The following is a 15,743-nucleotide window of genomic DNA, read 5'->3' on the forward strand; positions in this document are numbered from 1 at the left end:
ACCGAAGTCGATGGCTTGTGTGCGGTGTGGCGGTCGACTCGCAACCCTCGGGCCCGTATCGAGGTATCGGCCGTGCGCGACACGAACGCCGAGCCGGAACAGGTTCTGCGGTTCGCGCCCGGTACGGACCTCGCCGAGGCGCGTGAGCGGTGTCCGAAGTGGATTCGGTTGTGGGACAGCGTGCAACGCGAGTTCTGGTCCGATATCGCCGCTGCTGCCGGCTGCTCTCCTGCTACCGGGCGGGAGAACTGCCGGTGAGGAACCACAGTCGGTCGCGCAGGCGGTCGCGCAAAGACCCTGTCGCCGCTTTCCCGCCCGACAGCGATCCGGATTACGCGCCGGGCGAGGGTGATCGCTTCAGGCTTCCGACTCGCACCAGGCGAACCGATAGCCGATCACCTGTCGCGAAGGCGCAAGACATGCACGGCTGGAACACAATCGGTGAAAATGACGACGCGGCGGACGCGCTGCGGGAGGCGGCGGGTGCGCTCACGGTTATGTCGGTGGCCCACACCAAGGCCGTCGGCCTCGTGCGGCCCGAGATCTCGGGCCCTGACACTGTGCAACACGATCTCGAAATACAGTGTCTTGCCTATCATCTCGAACTCAGTTGGCTGTGCACGCTGCGTCCGCCCGAGGGGACTCGCGATCCGGTCGGGTACAGCCTCGCGATCGCGGCGGGGATGGATGCGTCCGCCATCATCGTCTTCGACCTGGGGCATGTCGACAACCAGCCGGAACGCGTCAGTGCCGAATTCCATCTGGCCACCGTCACGCCACCCCGCCTGTGGCGGGCAGGAACGTCGGAATCGTATGCCGTGGCGTCGCCGTCGTTGAACGACTGCACCTGGGAACCCGCTCACCTCGAACGCGATTGTGCCCGGCGATTGTGGGAGGCCCACCGTGATTGCTTCCCCGGTTGCCTGGCCGGGCTTGCGGCGAGTGCGGCGTTGTCGGCGCTGGACGAGGTGGACTGATGGATGCGGTCCACGGTCCGCGGCCGGATCTGCCCGGCGACATGATTTTCGCGGCGACCTCCGGCGCTCTGCTGGCCGTCTGCGCGACCGCGATCGGGGCTCGGCTGCACAAACCTGGAACGAGAGGGAACCGGATCGGCCCAGCGTGCGTCCTACACTCCAAGAGGAAATCTGCGCGGGGACAACGGGAGGCATCGGTGATACGACGGACGGCCGCAGCCATGCTGGCAGCTACGGCGGTGCTGGCGTTGGGAACCGGGTGTTCCTCATCGAATTCGGGGACGGCGACGCCCGCGACGAGTGATGCCAAGGCGGCGACAGCGGCGCTGTGGGATCCGTGCACGCAGGTCACCGATGCCGCACTGCGGCAGGCGGGGGTTGATCCGGCCACCCGCACCGTCAACATCGGTGGTGTAGCTGTCGATGGTTGGAAGCTTTGCTCCTGGCACGACAGTCCCGACTTCTATTACACGCTTGGTGTCTGGTCGTCGGTGTTCACCGTTGACGATTTGAAGAAAAAGCCGGACAACATCGATTTTCAAGAAGTCACGGTAGGTGGGCGGAAGGGGTACCAGTATCGAACCGCATCGGACAAGAACGGCACGAACTGCTACGCGGCCTTCCCTGCAAGCCAGGGGACCTTCGAGGTGTCCATTTACAACATGAGCTCCCGCGCTACGGAGTCGCCGTGTCCCCACGCGGTCAGTGCTGCCGCGGCAATCGTGCCGCTGTTTCCGTCCTGATAGGGGAGTTATGGGACAGAACGAAGATGTGACGCTGTGGAAGTATCTCGCGGGCGAGTCTCAGGCCGGTCGACTGGATCTTGATCCGACGGTCTCGCGTGATTGCTTGAAAGCTTGCGAAGATCAACTTCACGTTTACAAGGAATGCAAGGCGATGCTGCTGCAGATGTCCAATGTCACCGGATTGGGTGATTTCCCGGCCGCCGACGAGTTGGCAAAGATGTTGGGCGCCAAAGCCGTTGGTGGCGAGGGAGACTTCGACTCGGCCTTTGATCAGCACATCCAGGTGCTCGAACTCATCCGCGACACCATCAAGCATTCCGTCGACCGCCTGGTCGACCACGACCAGCAGAGTGCCGGCACCATAGCCGGTTCCGAGAATCGCTGATCGGGGGAGTTGATCGTGCTTCCGCTCGTCCCGTTGGTTGCCGCGCTGTGGGAACAGCACAAGGGCGGTCCGCCGGACTCGTTCGCGAACGCACAGGGCGATCAGAGTCCGGATGCGACGGCTGCTCGAAATCGAATCAACCAGATCGTCAACGGCGGGTTCGGAGGGCAATACCAGAACCCTGAGGTGGCGCAGGACGCGTACAAGAACCCGCAGAATATCGACAATCTGTACGACCGCATTCAGAAGATGCAGCCGAGCACCGTCGTGACGTTGCACAACTTCTGGGAGGGGCTGCGGAACACAATCGAGAACGGGCACAACACTTTCGGGCCGCAGATCCAGAAGGCCATTGCGGAGAAGTGGCAGGGGGCCGCGGCTCAGAAGACTGCCGAGGGCATCAAGAACTTCACCGACAAAGAGAAAGATCTGGTGAGCTCCGCCCAGTTGGTCAGCGAGAAGGTGAAGTTGGTTCGCTCGGCGGTGGAGATCGTCAAGCCTGCCGCGCAGCCGACCCCGCGCACGAGTTGGACCAGTGATCTTGCCGGTTGGGTGCCGGGGCCGACGTGGAAGCTGAACGACCATCGCAAAACTCAGGCCAACGCGGCGAACGAACATTTGATCAACAATGTGTTCTACCCCGCCGTGCGCGAGAGTGACACGCAGGTGCCTCTGGCGCCTCGACCGTACAATCCCGTGAATACGCCGGACGACAACACGGAATGGAAGCCGCCGGGAGTCCCGCCGGTGGGTCCACTCGCGAAAGTCCCCGACGACGGCCACGGCCCCGGCGATACCAACCAGCCCAAACCGCCGAGTTCCGATCAAGGTCCCGGCGACGGCACGACACCGAGCGCTGTCGACTCGTCAACACTGACCAGCCCGACGCAGAATGCCGCGAATACCACCTCGGCTGGATGGGATCCGTCAGCGGCGGGTGCGCAGACCACCCCTTCTTCGGCGACACCCGCCGGAATCGACCCGCGCACCGGGCTCCCGTACGGTTCGGGTGGACCCGGCGTCACGGGAACCTATGGTGGGTCCGGTAATTCGGCCGGTCGCGGCACGTCGGTGCCCGGTTCGGGTGCCCAGGGGCAGGGGACAGCTCGCGGCTTGTCCCCCGGAGTGGGCAAGGGCGCAGCCGGAATGAACGGTATGCCCGGCATGACGCCGCCCGGCGCCAAGCCGAAGAGAGAGGACGAGAAGACCCACAAGTCCAAGATCAGCGAGGAACTGGTGTCGCGGGACAACGGCGACGAACTGACCGGCCTGTCCGAGGAACAGCGGCAGCAGACCGTCCCACCGGTCTTGGGTGAATAGCGCATGGCAGGTTGGACTTTCAGCGCGCTCGGTTTCACCGTTCTGTGGCGTGCCGCCGGACACGACGTCCTGCCGTATCCCTTGCAGTTCCGCTCCACCGCCGAGACCTCGGACGAGCTGGAAGCCCAGTGGAAAGCCGAAGCCGCCGACCTCGCCGGCCGCATCGACGACAATGCCGAAGCCGCGGTGCGCATTCTCCACGGCCCGGAATCGCGGATCGAGATCGCCGGGTTCGCCGCCACGACAACAGGTTCCGACGATCTCGAGCAGATGGGCGATCCGCGCCATCGCGTCCGCATCCACGCGGCCGTGCACTACCGGCAGGCGGTCCTGGTCACCCAAGAACCGACATCCGATTCGGAATCAGGTGGGGCCGTTCGTATGTCACTCCTCCGTGCCGAAAATCTGACCCGCCATCTACTCGCCGCCATCCCCGGCCACCCCCGAGGCGCCCGCCCCGCACTGCAGGTCAACCGCGCCGACCTCACCGACGACGACCGCCCCTACACCGCATTCCACGACGGCGCCCCCCGCTCTCCGCGCGACGAAGCCGTCCGCTTCTTCGAACGCACCCGCAGCACCGTCCTCCACGTGGCCGTCTGCCCCGGCCCCGCCTGGGATCGCCGCCCCACCCCGGCCCGCGATTTCCACATCATGGACTACTCCGACGGACGCTACCTGGTCCGCCACACCAAACACGACCTCCGCGCCGACCCAGCGGACACATCCATCATCCAGAACCACCTGCAACGCCTCATCGACGCGACGGTTCAAGGGTTCCGTGAGGACAACGACCCGGGTTATGCGTGAGAAGGGAATTCTGGCCTCGGCCGTCAGTACTCGAGTTCCTGCCAACCGATGACGATGGGGAACGGGAAATCGATCCGCACCTCTTCCGAGTCGGCGGGGGACCATTCGCCCGCAAGCAGGTAGTTGGCCGGATGTAGCGGCCGGACGCCCGGGGGGAGGTCGCCGTGACCGATTTCGAGGGCGTAGGCACGAATCGTGGCGATCGCGCTTTCCGTTCGGGCCAACGTCACTTCCCAGTACCAGGGGATTCCGGCACCCGCGTAGCGCGCCTTCTTGGCCTCCATATCGGACTGCGTGTTGGATGGCGACAACACCTCACCGACGAGCAGGGTGTCAGCGGCGCGGATGTCCTGGTAGGGCGACCCCTGGCAGCGATGCACCAGAAAATCCGGGGTCAGGAAGTCGGATTTTCCGCTACTGCCGAGGAAGACGTTCGTCTCGGTCGTCACTCGCCAGCACTCGTCCGGGACCGTGCGATTGACCTCCCGGGTGTGCCGCTCGAGCGCAACCCACAAGCGATTGGTGAAGATCTGGTGCTCCGCGGGCCCGCGGCGGACCCACACCACACGACCGTCCCACAGTTCGATCTGCGCGGCGATCTCCTCGGGCACTTGTTCGAGTTCCTCCCACGTCATGAACTCCGGGAGGTCGGGGCGCTCGATCCGCGGCTGGGACATACGGTCATGGTAGGCCCACCAGGTACTCCGGTTGGTTGTCCCGGAGTTGCTCGAGTGATAGCGGCGCCGTCCCGCTATTCGAGCGACGCTTATGACCGGTGTCGTCAGCAACCTGCTTGGAACGGATAGCAGGTTGCCCCTTCCGTAGGCGTGGCCGGACGCTGTGATGTGCCCGGTCGGTCAGTGGTCGCGATTGGTGACGTCGGAGTCGGCGTTGTCGTCTTCTCGGGCGGGTGAACCTGGGATGGTGCCGGTTGGGAGCCGGATTGTGCGCGGGGGTGGTCTCTGCCGGCCATGTAGCCGATGCCGCAGACGAGGATGAGGGCGGCGGCGATTCCCAGGAGCGCGGTGCGGAGGCGGTGGCGTGCTGGCGGTTGAGTTCTGGGGTCGAAGTCTGTGACGGGCTCGGTCCAGTCGGGTTCCGGTGCGTCCGCCTGGTGGGATGTGATCGGCGTGGTGTGGGCGATGGCGTCGGACGGCGAGGCGCTGTGGGTGGGCTCATCCGATCTCCGAGGAGGTGCGGACGAAGGGATCGGGGCGGAGTTCGCGGGATGCGTCGTGGTGGGTGCCGGAGCCACTGCGCCCGGAGCGTTGGGGACCGGATCGGATGTGGACGCGGTAGCCGGTGTCGGGTGGGCTTGCGGTGAGGGTGTCGACTCGCCGTGCGAAGCCGACGGCGCCGAGGAGGGCGGCCCGGCGTCCGAAACCGATGAGTTCGCCGGGATGGGTTCGTGCTTCGCAGCCGGTGAGGCCGCCGGGGTTGCGCTCGTCACGGGGGCCGGCGGCTCTGCCGGGTTCGAATCGGTCGGAGAAGAGAAGGGATGCGAACTCGTAGGCACTGCTTGCGAATTCGGTACACCCCAGTCTTGCGATTCGGCCTGGGCGGTGTCCGAAGGGGCGGAGACAGTTCCCGTCGTCGAGCGTCGACTTTCTCCCGCCCGAACTGCCGACACCTCGGTCGGGAATCCCTCTGCTACCAGTTCGGCGTAGAGCCGCCGGCGGCTTTCGGCGTCGCGGGTGCGGTCGACTCGCAGGGCTGCCAGGACGGTGACGACCAGCTCTGCGGTCCACGGTGTTCGGTCGCGGTGCTGGGCGGTTCGGCCGAACCACGAGTAGAGCTGGGAGGCGCTGTCGCCGAGGAGGACGGTGAACCCGCCGGGCATCGGGCCCTTGTCGAGGGTGACCGTGTTTCCGGACTTGGGTATGAGCAGGATCAGGCCGTCTACGAACGGTTCCGGGCCGCGTGTCAGTTCGGCGACGAAGGTTCTCAGGGCGGAGACGGGCCCGCGTATTTGGTGCAGCGGGTTGAGGTCGTCGCCGCGGAGTTGGACCGGATCGCCGTGGATTCCCGGTGCGGACCATCGCTCGTTCATCGAATACGACAGCGGTCCGCGGGTCTTCTTGCGGAGAGCGTCGACCTCGATGACGGCCGCCGCGTGCGGAGTGAACACCAGAAGATCGGCTTCGGCGCTCCCGCCGTCCAGCCTCGGGATGTAGACCCCGGAGACGGCGATTCCGGGATGGGTGACGTAGTTCGCGAGCCATTCGACGACCTGCTGTTGGGTCTTCGGTTTGGTGATGTCGCCGTTGATTATCAGCATGGCCGGTTCGACCTCCAGAAGCGTTGGAACACATCAACGTTAACCGAGTGCTGGCACCGAAAGTCGCGTGATAGCACTGCGCTACAACGGCTTTCGACGGGTAATGGCTGGTGGGCTGCTACGCGGCGGCCGACCGGCCGAAAAGTGAGATAAGACAACAGATTCCGACCGGACGGAATGTCGACTCCGGGTTGGTGAGGGTGTACGCGGAACGGGTCGGATCGACGTTCCGCGTCGTCGCCGCTTATCGACGGTGCGCGGCTGGGAGACATCGCCGATCACCGTGGGCTGACGAGCACGAGCAGCCGTTTCGAGTCGGCGATGGCGCAGGGCGACCGCAGAGTTCACCGAACCGTCGTTTCGGGGACGTTCCCGTATGTCAGAGTCTGACGGTATGGGTGTTCTGCGGCGCATGGCGGCCGGTGGTGCCGTCGCGATGAGTCTGGTCGCGCTGTCCGGATGCGGCGGAAGCAGCGAAACCCCACGTCAGGGTGCGATACCGCTGGTCTCCACCAGCGACCTTCCGGCGGCGCAACCCGGCGAGGTGCATCTGTTCGGGATCAACGATCTGCACGGCAATCTGGAACCGCCGGAGGCGAGCAACGGGCAGGTGGGGGAGTACACCGCGGGCGGGGCGGCGTATCTGGCCACGCATTTGCGGCGGTTGCGGGCGGCGTATCCGAACAGCGCGGTGGTATCGGCGGGGGACAATATCGGGGCGAGTCCACTGGTGTCGTCGTTGTTCCACGACGAGCCGACGATCGGCTACCTCAACCAGATCGGGGTGGTGGCGTCGGCGGTGGGCAATCACGAACTGGACCACGGGGTCGTGGAGCTGGGACGGTTGCGCGCGGGCGGATGTGCGCTCGACGGGTGTTCTCCGGGGGAGCCGTTCACGGGAGCACGCTTCGATCTCCTCGCCGCCAATCTCACCGATTCCCGCGGGGAGCCTCCGGCCGGAGTGCGGCCGTGGACGATGCTGACGATCGGCGGGCACACGATCGGTGTCGTCGGTGTGGTGACACCCGATACGGTGAATCTCGTTTTCCCGGAAGGAATTCGCGGCTACACCTTCGGCGAGGAAGCCGAGGCGATCAACAAGTACGTGCCCGCCATGAAACAGGCCGGTGCGGAAACCGTTGTCGCCCTCGTGCACGACGGCGGCGCCCAGGGAACACCGGCGAAGACCACCGATTACAACGGCTGCGCCGACATCAGTCCCGATGTGCCGGCGCTGGCGGCGCATACCGATCCCGCCGTTCGAGTGCTGCTCACCGCGCACAGCCATCAGGCCTACAACTGCGAATTCGACGGCAAGGTGGTCACGCAGGCGGCGTCCTACGGCCGCCTGATCACCGATGTCACACTGCGATTCGACCATGGGAAGGTGTCCGCGCACGCGGTGAACCGGGTGGTGACCCGCGATGTCGCTGCCGATCCGGCGGTGAACAAGTCGATCGGATTCTTCGCCGGCCAGGCGGCGCCGCGCGCGCAACGGGTCGTGGGCACCGCCACCGCGCCGCTGACGCGCAGCGATCGCGGTGGCGGTGAATCGCCGCTCGGTGCGGTGATCGCCGATGCGATGCTCGATGTCACCCACGATTCGGCGCAGGCGGTGGCGGCGTTCATGAATCCGGGTGGCGTGCGCGCCGACATCGGCCCCGGGCCGATCACCTACGGCGGCATCTACGAGACGCAGCCGTTCGGCAATCAGGTCGTCACCGTCACGCTGACCGGGCGCCAGATACTGGACCTGCTGGAACAGCAGTGGGACAACAAGAGCAAACCCGCCCTGCTCTCGGTCGCGGGCATCTCCTACTCCTACGACGACAAGGCCGCCCCGGGGCACAAGGTGATCGCCGATTCCGTCCGCATCGGCGACCGGCCCGTGAATCCGGTCGCGACCTACCGGGTGACCACCAACAATTTCCTCGCCTCCGGAGGTGACGGCTTCGCGGTGTTCACGCGGGGCACGGACACGACGGTCGGCCCGACCGATCTGGACGCCCTGGAGACCTACCTGCGTGACCGGGGAGCGGTCGGTCCGCCCGAGGAGCGCGTCCAACGCCGGTGAGCGACCTGCGGCGGCGCGAAACGTCGAGTTCGCCCACATTTGTCCTCGCAGCAGGCAGAATGCGGACATGCGCGGCGGGCGGGAGCGGCCAGCAGCACAACGCCGGGCGGGACGGGAGCCGGGCGGGGGTGGAGCGCGGAAACGGCACGGGCGGCATTACACGCCGCCGCGGTTGGCGGAGTTTCTCGCGGAGCGGATGCTCGCGCATCTGCGGCCGGGACGTGCGTTGTCGGTGCTGGACCCCGCCTGCGGGGACGGGGAGTTGTTGTCGGCGGTGGCACGTATTGCGGCGCAACGCTTTCCGGATACCTCCTTGCACCTGGTGGGGTACGACCTGAATGCCGCAGCGGTTCACGAAGCTCGGGCTCGGGGTGTGTCGTGGAACAGCCGGTCACAGGTCCGGCCGGAGGAGTGCACCGCCGAGTCGTGGGTGGCGGACATGGTCGGCACCTGCTTCGACGCGGCTCCCGGGACGGATACCGCACCGCCGTCGAATCGTGTCGTCATCGAGTGGCGTGTGGGCGATTTCCTCTGCGCGGCAGCAGAATTGGCCGACTCGCGCTTCGACGCGGTGATCACCAATCCGCCGTATGTGCGGACCCAACAGCTGGGCGGCGCGACCGCGCAAATGTTGAGCAAGCAGTTCGGGCTGTCGGGACGGATCGATTTGACCCATCCCTTCGTCGCGACGATTCCGCGGCTGTTGCGGCCCAGCGGGGTGCTGGGGCTGCTGTGTGCCAATCGATTTCTCAGCACGAAGGCCGGAGCGAATCTTCGGGCGCTGCTGTATGCGGAGCTGACGCCGGTGGAGCTCTACGACCTCGGGGATACTCGGCTGTTCGAGGCGGCGGTCCTGCCCGCGGTGACGATCGCGGTGCGTGGGGACGAGCAGCGGAGCTGCCGCTTCGTCACGGCCTACGAGTCCGAGCGGGAACCGACGGCCGCTACCGACCTGTTCGACGCTTTGGTCGGCCGGGCCGATTCCGTGGTCGACCACGGCGGTCGCCGCATTGTGGTGGAGACCGGAACGTTGTGGACCGGGGCGCACGACAGCGTGGGCCGATTCGGGAACCCGGGGCGCGGTATGGGCGGCTCCAGGGCATCGGCGAACGAGAAGTCACCGGCGAGTACGACGTCGCGTACGTTCGATCCCGCCACTCCCTGGCGCATGTCGCGACCGGATACCGATGAGTGGTTGGGGCGAATCGCCGCCGGCACGTGGCGCACGTTCGGTGAGGTCGCGCGCATCAGGGTGGGCATCAAGACGAATGCGGACCGAGTCTTCATCTCGGACCGGTGGGAAGATCGTCCCTGCTGTCCGGAGCCCGAACTGCTCCGGGAGCTGCTGACTCATCACGACCTTGCTCCGTGGCGGATCGCACGCGCCCGTGACACCCGGGTGCTGTATCCCTACGAGATTTCCTGCTCCTGCCGCACACCGGTCGATCTGAGCGAATATCCGGACGCCGCGGCCTATCTCGCACAGCACAAGGACACTTTGGCCGCTCGGAACTACCTCACCGGCACCGGGCGGGAGTGGTTCGAGATCTGGGTGCCGCAGCGGCCGCATCTGTGGTGTCGTCCGAAGGTGGTGTTCCCGGATATCAGTGTGGCGCCGCGGTTCGCGCTCGATCGCAGCGGCGCGGTGGTGAACGGGGACTGCTACTGGATGTCGCTGGCCGATATCGGTGACGAGCGGATCGCGTATCTGCTCATGGGCGTGGCCAATTCGACGCTCGGTCCGCGGTTCTACGATGCCGTGTGCGGGAATCGGCTCTATGCCGGGCGGCGCCGATGGATCACGCAGTATGTCACCCGGCTTCCGCTGCCCGATCCGAATACCGGTGCGGGACAGCGGCTCACCGACCTGGCTCGCGAATTGGCGAACGGCGGAGCCGAACCCGATGTCGCACTGCTCGATCGGCGAGTGGCCGCGGCGTTCGGACTGGGCGAGACCGGGTAAGGCCGCCGAGTGTCGCATCGGAGTCTTCCCGGTAGCCGGCGGTAGCGCACTCCGCGTCGCCGGCCACGCGGCCGTCAGGCGGTGTGGATCCCGACCATCGGCAGCAACGTCCGCCGGGCGAAGGCGCGGGCGGCCTCCGCGTCCGAGAGCGGAATCAGCCCATCGGGAGTCAGGGCCAGGGACTGCGCCAGCCGGGCCATGATCTCGGCGACGAGGTCGGCATCGAAATCCAGCTCGGCGTTGGTCTTCTGCAAACCGCGCAGCTTGTCGCCCAGGTAGACGCGGCCCACCGTGAGGATCGGGCCGGCGTCGGTGGTCAAGCGCGGCAGGATCAGCTCCGGTTCGGTGCGCAGCAGTCGCTGCAGCAGCTCGTTGTGCGCCAGCGCGGTGATGAAGACGACGAAGATCTCCACCAGCTGATCCTCGCTGTCGGTGATGCTGCCGACCCGCTGTTCGATATCGGCGACGAAGCGCTGCGCCTCGCGCACGCTCACCGCCTCGACGAGATCGTTCTTGGATTCGAAGCGGCGATACAGCGTCGCGGGGCTGATGCCGGCGCGGCGCGCGATCTCACCCATGCTGGTCCGTTTGATCCCGAAGTCCAGGAAGGCCGACAGGGCACTCTCGAGCAGCTGCTCACCGTCGGAGCGGGGCTTCTCGAGGATGCGGGCCAGGATGGACGGAACAGGCGGCATGGGGTCTCCAGTCGAGTCGGCGAATGACCACGTCGATGCGGAAGGCAGACGATCATTATCTCATCGCGCCGGACCGTCACCGACGTTCCCGACCGGGCTCCCGCCGCCCGCGCTCAGCGCAGATTGAATGCGGTCATTTCCTGCTCGATCGCATTCGCGGCGAAATCGCTTCCATTACAACGTAATTCATGGACACGGCGCTGTAGCGCCTCGATGCCACCGGGTTGGGCCGCGATATCGGCCACACTGATCCGCCCCTTGGGTCGGTGCATACCGGACTGCTCGTACGACACCGTCTAACCTCCTGCATACCCACGTCGCAGTACGCCGCCCGGGGCGCTGATTCACTGCCGCGGACCGCGAACATGCTGCGACGATGCTACCAAGAGATCAACCTGGACGTTTGACCAGTGTGGCCCGACTCACAGCTGGGTGCCGGTGTCGCGGTGAGTGCTCAGATTGCGCAGATAGACCGTGGCGTTGAGCTTGATGCGATCGCGTTCGGCATCGCCGAGTTCGCGTCGCACCTTGCCCGGTACGCCCGCGACCAGGGAGCCGGGCGGAATTTTCATGCCCTCGGGAATCAGGGCGTTGGCGGCGATGAGGCTGCCCTCGCCGATCACCGCGCCGTTGAGCACAGTTGCGCCCATACCGACGAGTACGTCGTCGCCGATCGTGCAGCCGTGCAGAATCGCGTTGTGGCCCACCGACACTCCGCTGCCGACCTGCAGTTCGAATCCCGGATCGGCGTGCAGTACGCAGCCGTCCTGGATGTTGGTGCCGGCGCCGATGCCGATGTCCTCCAGATCGCCGCGGATCACCGCGCCGTACCAGATGCTGACCTGCTCACCCAGCCGCACCCGGCCGATCACCGTGGCCGTCGGCGCCACCCACGCGGTGTCGTCGATCTGCGGCTCGTGCTCACCCAGCTTGATCATCATGCGGGTCAACATAGCTGGCCCGGAACTGCGCGCGATGTGCGGCCGGTGGCAGCCCGAGGGTGTGATGGAAATGGTGGCGCAGATTCATCGCCGTGCCCAGACCGGTCTCGGCCGCGATGCGGTCCATCGTGTCGTCGGTGGATTCCAGCAGCAGCCGAGCGCGGTCGATGCGCTCACCCGCGGCGCACCTTCGGCTACGGCGGGCGCGAGAAGCAGCTGCGGATTCCGCCGCTGGACGAGTCGATCACCGTGCGACGCCGATGGCGGGCTGGCGGGCGCGGATCGATTGCCGATTGATTGCGGTTCTGTGAATCGCCGTGACTTGATCATGGCACCGCGCCCGGATCAGGGCCACGATGGCGGTATGAGAATCGGGGTTCCGCGCGAGATCAAACCGCAGGAGAGCCGGGTCGCCCTCGCCCCGGCCGGCGCCGTCGAACTCACCCGGCACGGTCATCGGGTGCTGATCGAATCCGGCGCCGGACTCGGGTCCGGATTCACCGACGCCGATTACGCTGCCGCCGGGGCGGACATCGCCGCGAGCGCCGACGCGGTGTGGGACGAGGCGGAACTGGTGTTGAAGGTGAAAGAGCCGATCGCCGCAGAATATTCGCGCATGCGCGCCGGGCAGGTGCTGTTCACCTTTCTGCACCTGGCGGCCTCCCGGGAATGCACCGACGCCGTGCTGGCCTCCGGCATCACCGCCATCGCCTACGAAACCGTGCGCGGACCCGACGGATCACTGCCGCTGCTGACGCCGATGAGCGAGATCGCCGGCAAACTCGCACCCCAGGTCGGCGCCTACCACCTGATGGCGCCCGAAGGTGGCGCCGGAGTGTTGTTGGGCGGCGTGCCGGGGGTGCGACCGGCGGAAGTGGTGGTGATCGGCGGCGGGGTAGCGGGAACGAGTGCGGCGACGGTCGCGGTCGGGATGGGTGCGCGGGTGATCGTGCTCGACACCAATCCGGTGCGATTGCGTGAACTCGACATCCGATTCGCCGGCCGGGTCACTCCTCTTGCCTCGAATGCGGCCGACATCGACCGGGCGGTCGTCGCCGCGGATCTGGTGATCGGTTCGGTACTGGTGCCGGGAGCGCGAGCGCCGCAACTGGTCCCGGACGCCCTGGTGGAGCGAATGCGGCCCGGGACGGTGCTGGTCGATATCGCCATCGACCAGGGCGGTTGTTTTCAGAGCTCGCACCCCACCACGCACGCCGAACCGACCTTCCCCGTGGCGAATTCGCTGTTCTACTGTGTCGCGAATATGCCCGGCGCGGTCCCGCACACCGCCACCGTGGCGTTGACCAACGCCACCCTGCCGTATGTGCGGACGATCGCCGATCTCGGCTGGCGGGCGGCCTGCCGTGCCGACCCGGGCCTCGAATCCGGGCTCAATGCCGATGCGGGACAGCTCTACTCACCGGAGGTGGCCCGGGCGCACGGCCTGCTCGGGGTCGGTCACGGGGCCCGGTGGCAGGCGTGCCGGTGACGCGCCGCGCGGACCCTCACATCGTCCAATCCGGTTCGCCCTCGGGCAGATCGTGCAGCTTCTCCGGATTGCGGACGATCGCGATCGAGGTGATGCGGTCCTGTTCGACGGTGAAGGCCATGATCCCCACATGGTTGCCGTCGAAGACCATGAGGCCCGGCAGGCCGTTGACGTGAACCATACGCGCCCATGCCCCGGTTCCGGCGCGGTACCAGCCGAAGTACAGCTTGGCCACCAGTTCGGCGCCCCGCACCGGCTGCCGGATCGCGGGCACGCGACCACCACCGTCGGCGGTCAGGGTGACGTTCTCGTCGAGCACACCGAGCAGGCCGCTCAGATTGCCCGACCGCCAGGCCGCGGAGAAGGCCGAGACCACCTTCTCGTGTTCGTCGCGGGAGGCCGGGAAGCGTGGGGTGCCGTCCTCGACGTGCTTGCGGGCGCGGGAGGCGAGCTGGCGGACGGCGGCGGGCGTGCGGCCCACCACGTCGGCGACCTCGGGACCGGTCATGCCGAAGATGTCCTGCAGCACGAAGGCGGTGCGTTCGGCGGGCGAGAGCGATTCGAGTACCACCAGCAGGGCGGTGGTGACGCGCTCGTCCTGCGAGATGCGGTCGGCCGGGTCGTCCCAGCTGGTGACCTCCGGTTCCGGCAGCCATTCACCGACGTACTGTTCGCGGCGCGCCCGGGCCGAACCCAGCTGATCCAGCGCGAGGCGGCCGGTGACGGTGGTCAGCCAGGCGCGCAGATTGTCGATTCGCTCACCGGGAGAACGGGTTTCGTACCAGCGTTGCAGCCGCAGCCACGCCTCCTGCACGACGTCGTCGGCATCGCTGAGACTGCCCAGCGTGCTGTAGGCCACGCGGCGCAGATACTGGCGATGCTCCTCGAACTGCCGTGCCAGTTCGGTCTGGTCGATATCGTCGTGTCCGGTCGTCACAGCTGCCATCCTCGTCTCGCCGGGCGGGCCCGCCACGCGGTGCCTCCCTATCGTGACGATGCCGCCAGGCCGAGTGTGACATCGGGGTGCCGGAGGGGGCCGATAGTCTCGCCCGGTGCGATATGGAACGGCGCGGGCCGCGGGACTGCTGATCGGATTCGCGGCGGATCGACTTCTGGGTGATCCGCGGCGGGGACATCCGGTGGCGCTGTTCGGGACGGCGGCGGCTGCGCTGGAATCGGCGGGATATCGCGATACGCGTGGTGCCGGTGTCGTCCACGAGATCGTGTTGGTGGGCGGGGTCGTCGTCTTGGGGGCGGGCGCGGACAGGGTCGGGGGCCGTGCCGGTCGTCGCGCGGGGGTCGGCACGATCGTGACCACCGCGGTCGGCACGTGGATCGCGCTCGGCGGCACCACGCTCGCCCGGACCGGACGCGAGATGGCAAATCGGCTGGAGACGGGGGAGTTGACCGGTGCGCGGGAGGTGCTGCCCGCGCTGTGCGGACGCGATCCCGAAGCCCTCGACGCCGACGGATTGGCCCGTGCCGCGGTCGAATCCATTGCCGAGAACACCTCCGACGCCACCGTCGCGCCGCTGGTGTGGGGTGCGGTCGCGGGGGTACCGGGGCTGCTCGGCTACCGCGCGATCAACACACTCGACGCGATGGTCGGCTATCGCAACGAGCGCTACACCAACTTCGGCTGGGCCGCCGCGCGCGTCGACGATCTCGCGAATCTGCTGCCCGCGCGGGTGAGCGGGGTCCTCACCGTGATGCTCGCACCGCTGGTGGGCGGGCGGCCCGGCCATGCGTGGCGCGCGTGGCGCCGCGACGCCGGGGCACACCCGAGCCCCAATGCGGGCGTCGCCGAGGCCACGATGGCCGGAGCGCTGGGCGTGGCGCTGGGCGGGCGGACCGAGTATCGCCACGGGACCGAGATGCGGCCGGTGCTGGGCGATGGGCGGACCCCGCAGGTACCCGACCTGCGCCGGGCGGTGCGATTGTCCAACGGAGTGCAGCTGACGGCCGCGGTGGTGGCGGCCGCGACCGCGTACGCGCTCGGGCGCCGCCCAGGCTGCCGGGTCCACGATCGCTGTACGGCGTCGTAGGCCTGCCGGATGGCGTTCAT

17 protein-coding genes are annotated in these 15,743 nt (G+C 67.1%); 10 read left to right on the forward strand and 7 right to left on the reverse strand.

Features of this window, described 5'->3' with window-relative positions; genetic code table 11:
- The first annotated feature begins 72 nt into the window (after positions 1-72).
- The 6 genes from C5E41_RS06905 (at position 73) to C5E41_RS06930 (ending at position 4,238) form a co-directional block, all read left to right on the forward strand.
- Complete coding sequence (locus C5E41_RS06905; RefSeq protein ID WP_146097481.1) at positions 73-258, forward strand: hypothetical protein; 186 nt, start codon at positions 73-75, stop codon at positions 256-258.
- A 161-nt stretch (positions 259-419) separates the two neighbouring features.
- A complete protein-coding gene (locus tag C5E41_RS06910) occupies positions 420-977 on the forward strand; it encodes a hypothetical protein (RefSeq protein ID WP_104374995.1) in 558 nt (185 codons plus the stop codon).
- Positions 978-1,198: 221 nt separating this feature from the next.
- Positions 1,199-1,720 carry a DUF3558 domain-containing protein gene (locus C5E41_RS06915; RefSeq protein WP_181063128.1) on the forward strand — a complete coding sequence of 174 codons (522 nt, stop codon included), beginning with the start codon at positions 1,199-1,201 and terminating at the stop codon, positions 1,718-1,720.
- Positions 1,721-1,730: 10 nt separating this feature from the next.
- On the forward strand, positions 1,731-2,108 hold the full coding sequence (locus C5E41_RS06920; protein ID WP_104374997.1) for a hypothetical protein: 378 nt from the start codon (positions 1,731-1,733) through the stop codon (positions 2,106-2,108).
- 15 nt (positions 2,109-2,123) lie between these two features.
- Positions 2,124-3,428 carry a hypothetical protein gene (locus C5E41_RS06925; RefSeq protein ID WP_146097482.1) on the forward strand — a complete coding sequence of 435 codons (1,305 nt, stop codon included), beginning with the start codon at positions 2,124-2,126 and terminating at the stop codon, positions 3,426-3,428.
- Between the two features lie 3 nt (positions 3,429-3,431).
- Positions 3,432-4,238 (forward strand): ESX secretion-associated protein EspG, encoded by an 807-nt coding sequence (locus C5E41_RS06930; RefSeq protein WP_104374999.1) that lies wholly within the window; start codon positions 3,432-3,434, stop codon positions 4,236-4,238.
- Between the two features lie 23 nt (positions 4,239-4,261).
- Here the strand turns inward: C5E41_RS06930 and C5E41_RS06935 are convergent, their stop codons facing one another.
- Positions 4,262-4,915 carry a Uma2 family endonuclease gene (locus tag C5E41_RS06935; protein ID WP_104375000.1) on the reverse strand — a complete coding sequence of 218 codons (654 nt, stop codon included), beginning with the start codon at positions 4,913-4,915 and terminating at the stop codon, positions 4,262-4,264.
- A 104-nt stretch (positions 4,916-5,019) separates the two neighbouring features.
- The gene (locus C5E41_RS06940) at positions 5,020-6,516 is read right to left on the reverse strand and encodes an NERD domain-containing protein (RefSeq protein WP_104375001.1); all 1,497 of its coding nucleotides are present in this window, start codon (positions 6,514-6,516) and stop codon (positions 5,020-5,022) included.
- Positions 6,517-6,910: 394 nt separating this feature from the next.
- Here C5E41_RS06940 and C5E41_RS06945 point away from each other — a divergent pair, with 394 nt between their 5' ends.
- Together C5E41_RS06945 and C5E41_RS06950 are read left to right on the forward strand one after the other, a co-directional pair.
- Positions 6,911-8,590, forward strand: a complete 1,680-nt coding sequence (locus C5E41_RS06945; RefSeq protein ID WP_258080801.1) for a bifunctional metallophosphatase/5'-nucleotidase — start codon at positions 6,911-6,913, stop codon at positions 8,588-8,590.
- 67 nt (positions 8,591-8,657) lie between these two features.
- Positions 8,658-10,553, forward strand: coding sequence for an Eco57I restriction-modification methylase domain-containing protein (locus C5E41_RS06950; RefSeq protein ID WP_308706091.1), 1,896 nt, complete (start codon positions 8,658-8,660; stop codon positions 10,551-10,553).
- A 74-nt stretch (positions 10,554-10,627) separates the two neighbouring features.
- On the opposite strand, the gene C5E41_RS06955 is transcribed toward C5E41_RS06950, so the two are convergent.
- From C5E41_RS06955 to C5E41_RS06970, 4 genes are all read right to left on the reverse strand, one after another.
- A complete protein-coding gene (locus C5E41_RS06955; RefSeq protein WP_104375002.1) occupies positions 10,628-11,248 on the reverse strand; it encodes a TetR/AcrR family transcriptional regulator in 621 nt (206 codons plus the stop codon).
- Positions 11,249-11,361: 113 nt separating this feature from the next.
- Positions 11,362-11,541 (reverse strand): hypothetical protein, encoded by a 180-nt coding sequence (locus C5E41_RS06960; RefSeq protein ID WP_104375003.1) that lies wholly within the window; start codon positions 11,539-11,541, stop codon positions 11,362-11,364.
- Between the two features lie 129 nt (positions 11,542-11,670).
- Positions 11,671-12,189: a gamma carbonic anhydrase family protein gene (locus tag C5E41_RS06965; protein WP_104375004.1), complete on the reverse strand. Its 519-nt coding sequence runs from the start codon at positions 12,187-12,189 to the stop codon at positions 11,671-11,673.
- Complete coding sequence (locus C5E41_RS06970) at positions 12,170-12,316, reverse strand: hypothetical protein (protein WP_258080802.1); 147 nt, start codon at positions 12,314-12,316, stop codon at positions 12,170-12,172. Before C5E41_RS06970 ends, C5E41_RS06965 begins: the two co-directional genes overlap by 20 nt.
- 237 nt (positions 12,317-12,553) lie before the next feature.
- Between C5E41_RS06970 and ald the strand changes: the two genes are divergently transcribed.
- Positions 12,554-13,678 carry an alanine dehydrogenase gene (gene ald / locus C5E41_RS06975; protein WP_104375152.1) on the forward strand — a complete coding sequence of 375 codons (1,125 nt, stop codon included), beginning with the start codon at positions 12,554-12,556 and terminating at the stop codon, positions 13,676-13,678.
- A 16-nt stretch (positions 13,679-13,694) separates the two neighbouring features.
- On the opposite strand, the gene sigJ is transcribed toward ald, so the two are convergent.
- On the reverse strand, positions 13,695-14,615 hold the full coding sequence (gene sigJ / locus C5E41_RS06980; protein ID WP_439956466.1) for an RNA polymerase sigma factor SigJ: 921 nt from the start codon (positions 14,613-14,615) through the stop codon (positions 13,695-13,697).
- 115 nt (positions 14,616-14,730) lie between these two features.
- Between sigJ and C5E41_RS06985 the strand changes: the two genes are divergently transcribed.
- Positions 14,731-15,723, forward strand: a complete 993-nt coding sequence (locus C5E41_RS06985; protein WP_104375006.1) for a cobalamin biosynthesis protein — start codon at positions 14,731-14,733, stop codon at positions 15,721-15,723.
- The last annotated feature ends 20 nt before the right edge of the window (positions 15,724-15,743 follow it).

This window comes from Nocardia nova (assembly GCF_002933465.1).
GTDB classification, from domain to species: domain Bacteria; phylum Actinomycetota; class Actinomycetes; order Mycobacteriales; family Mycobacteriaceae; genus Nocardia; species Nocardia nova_B.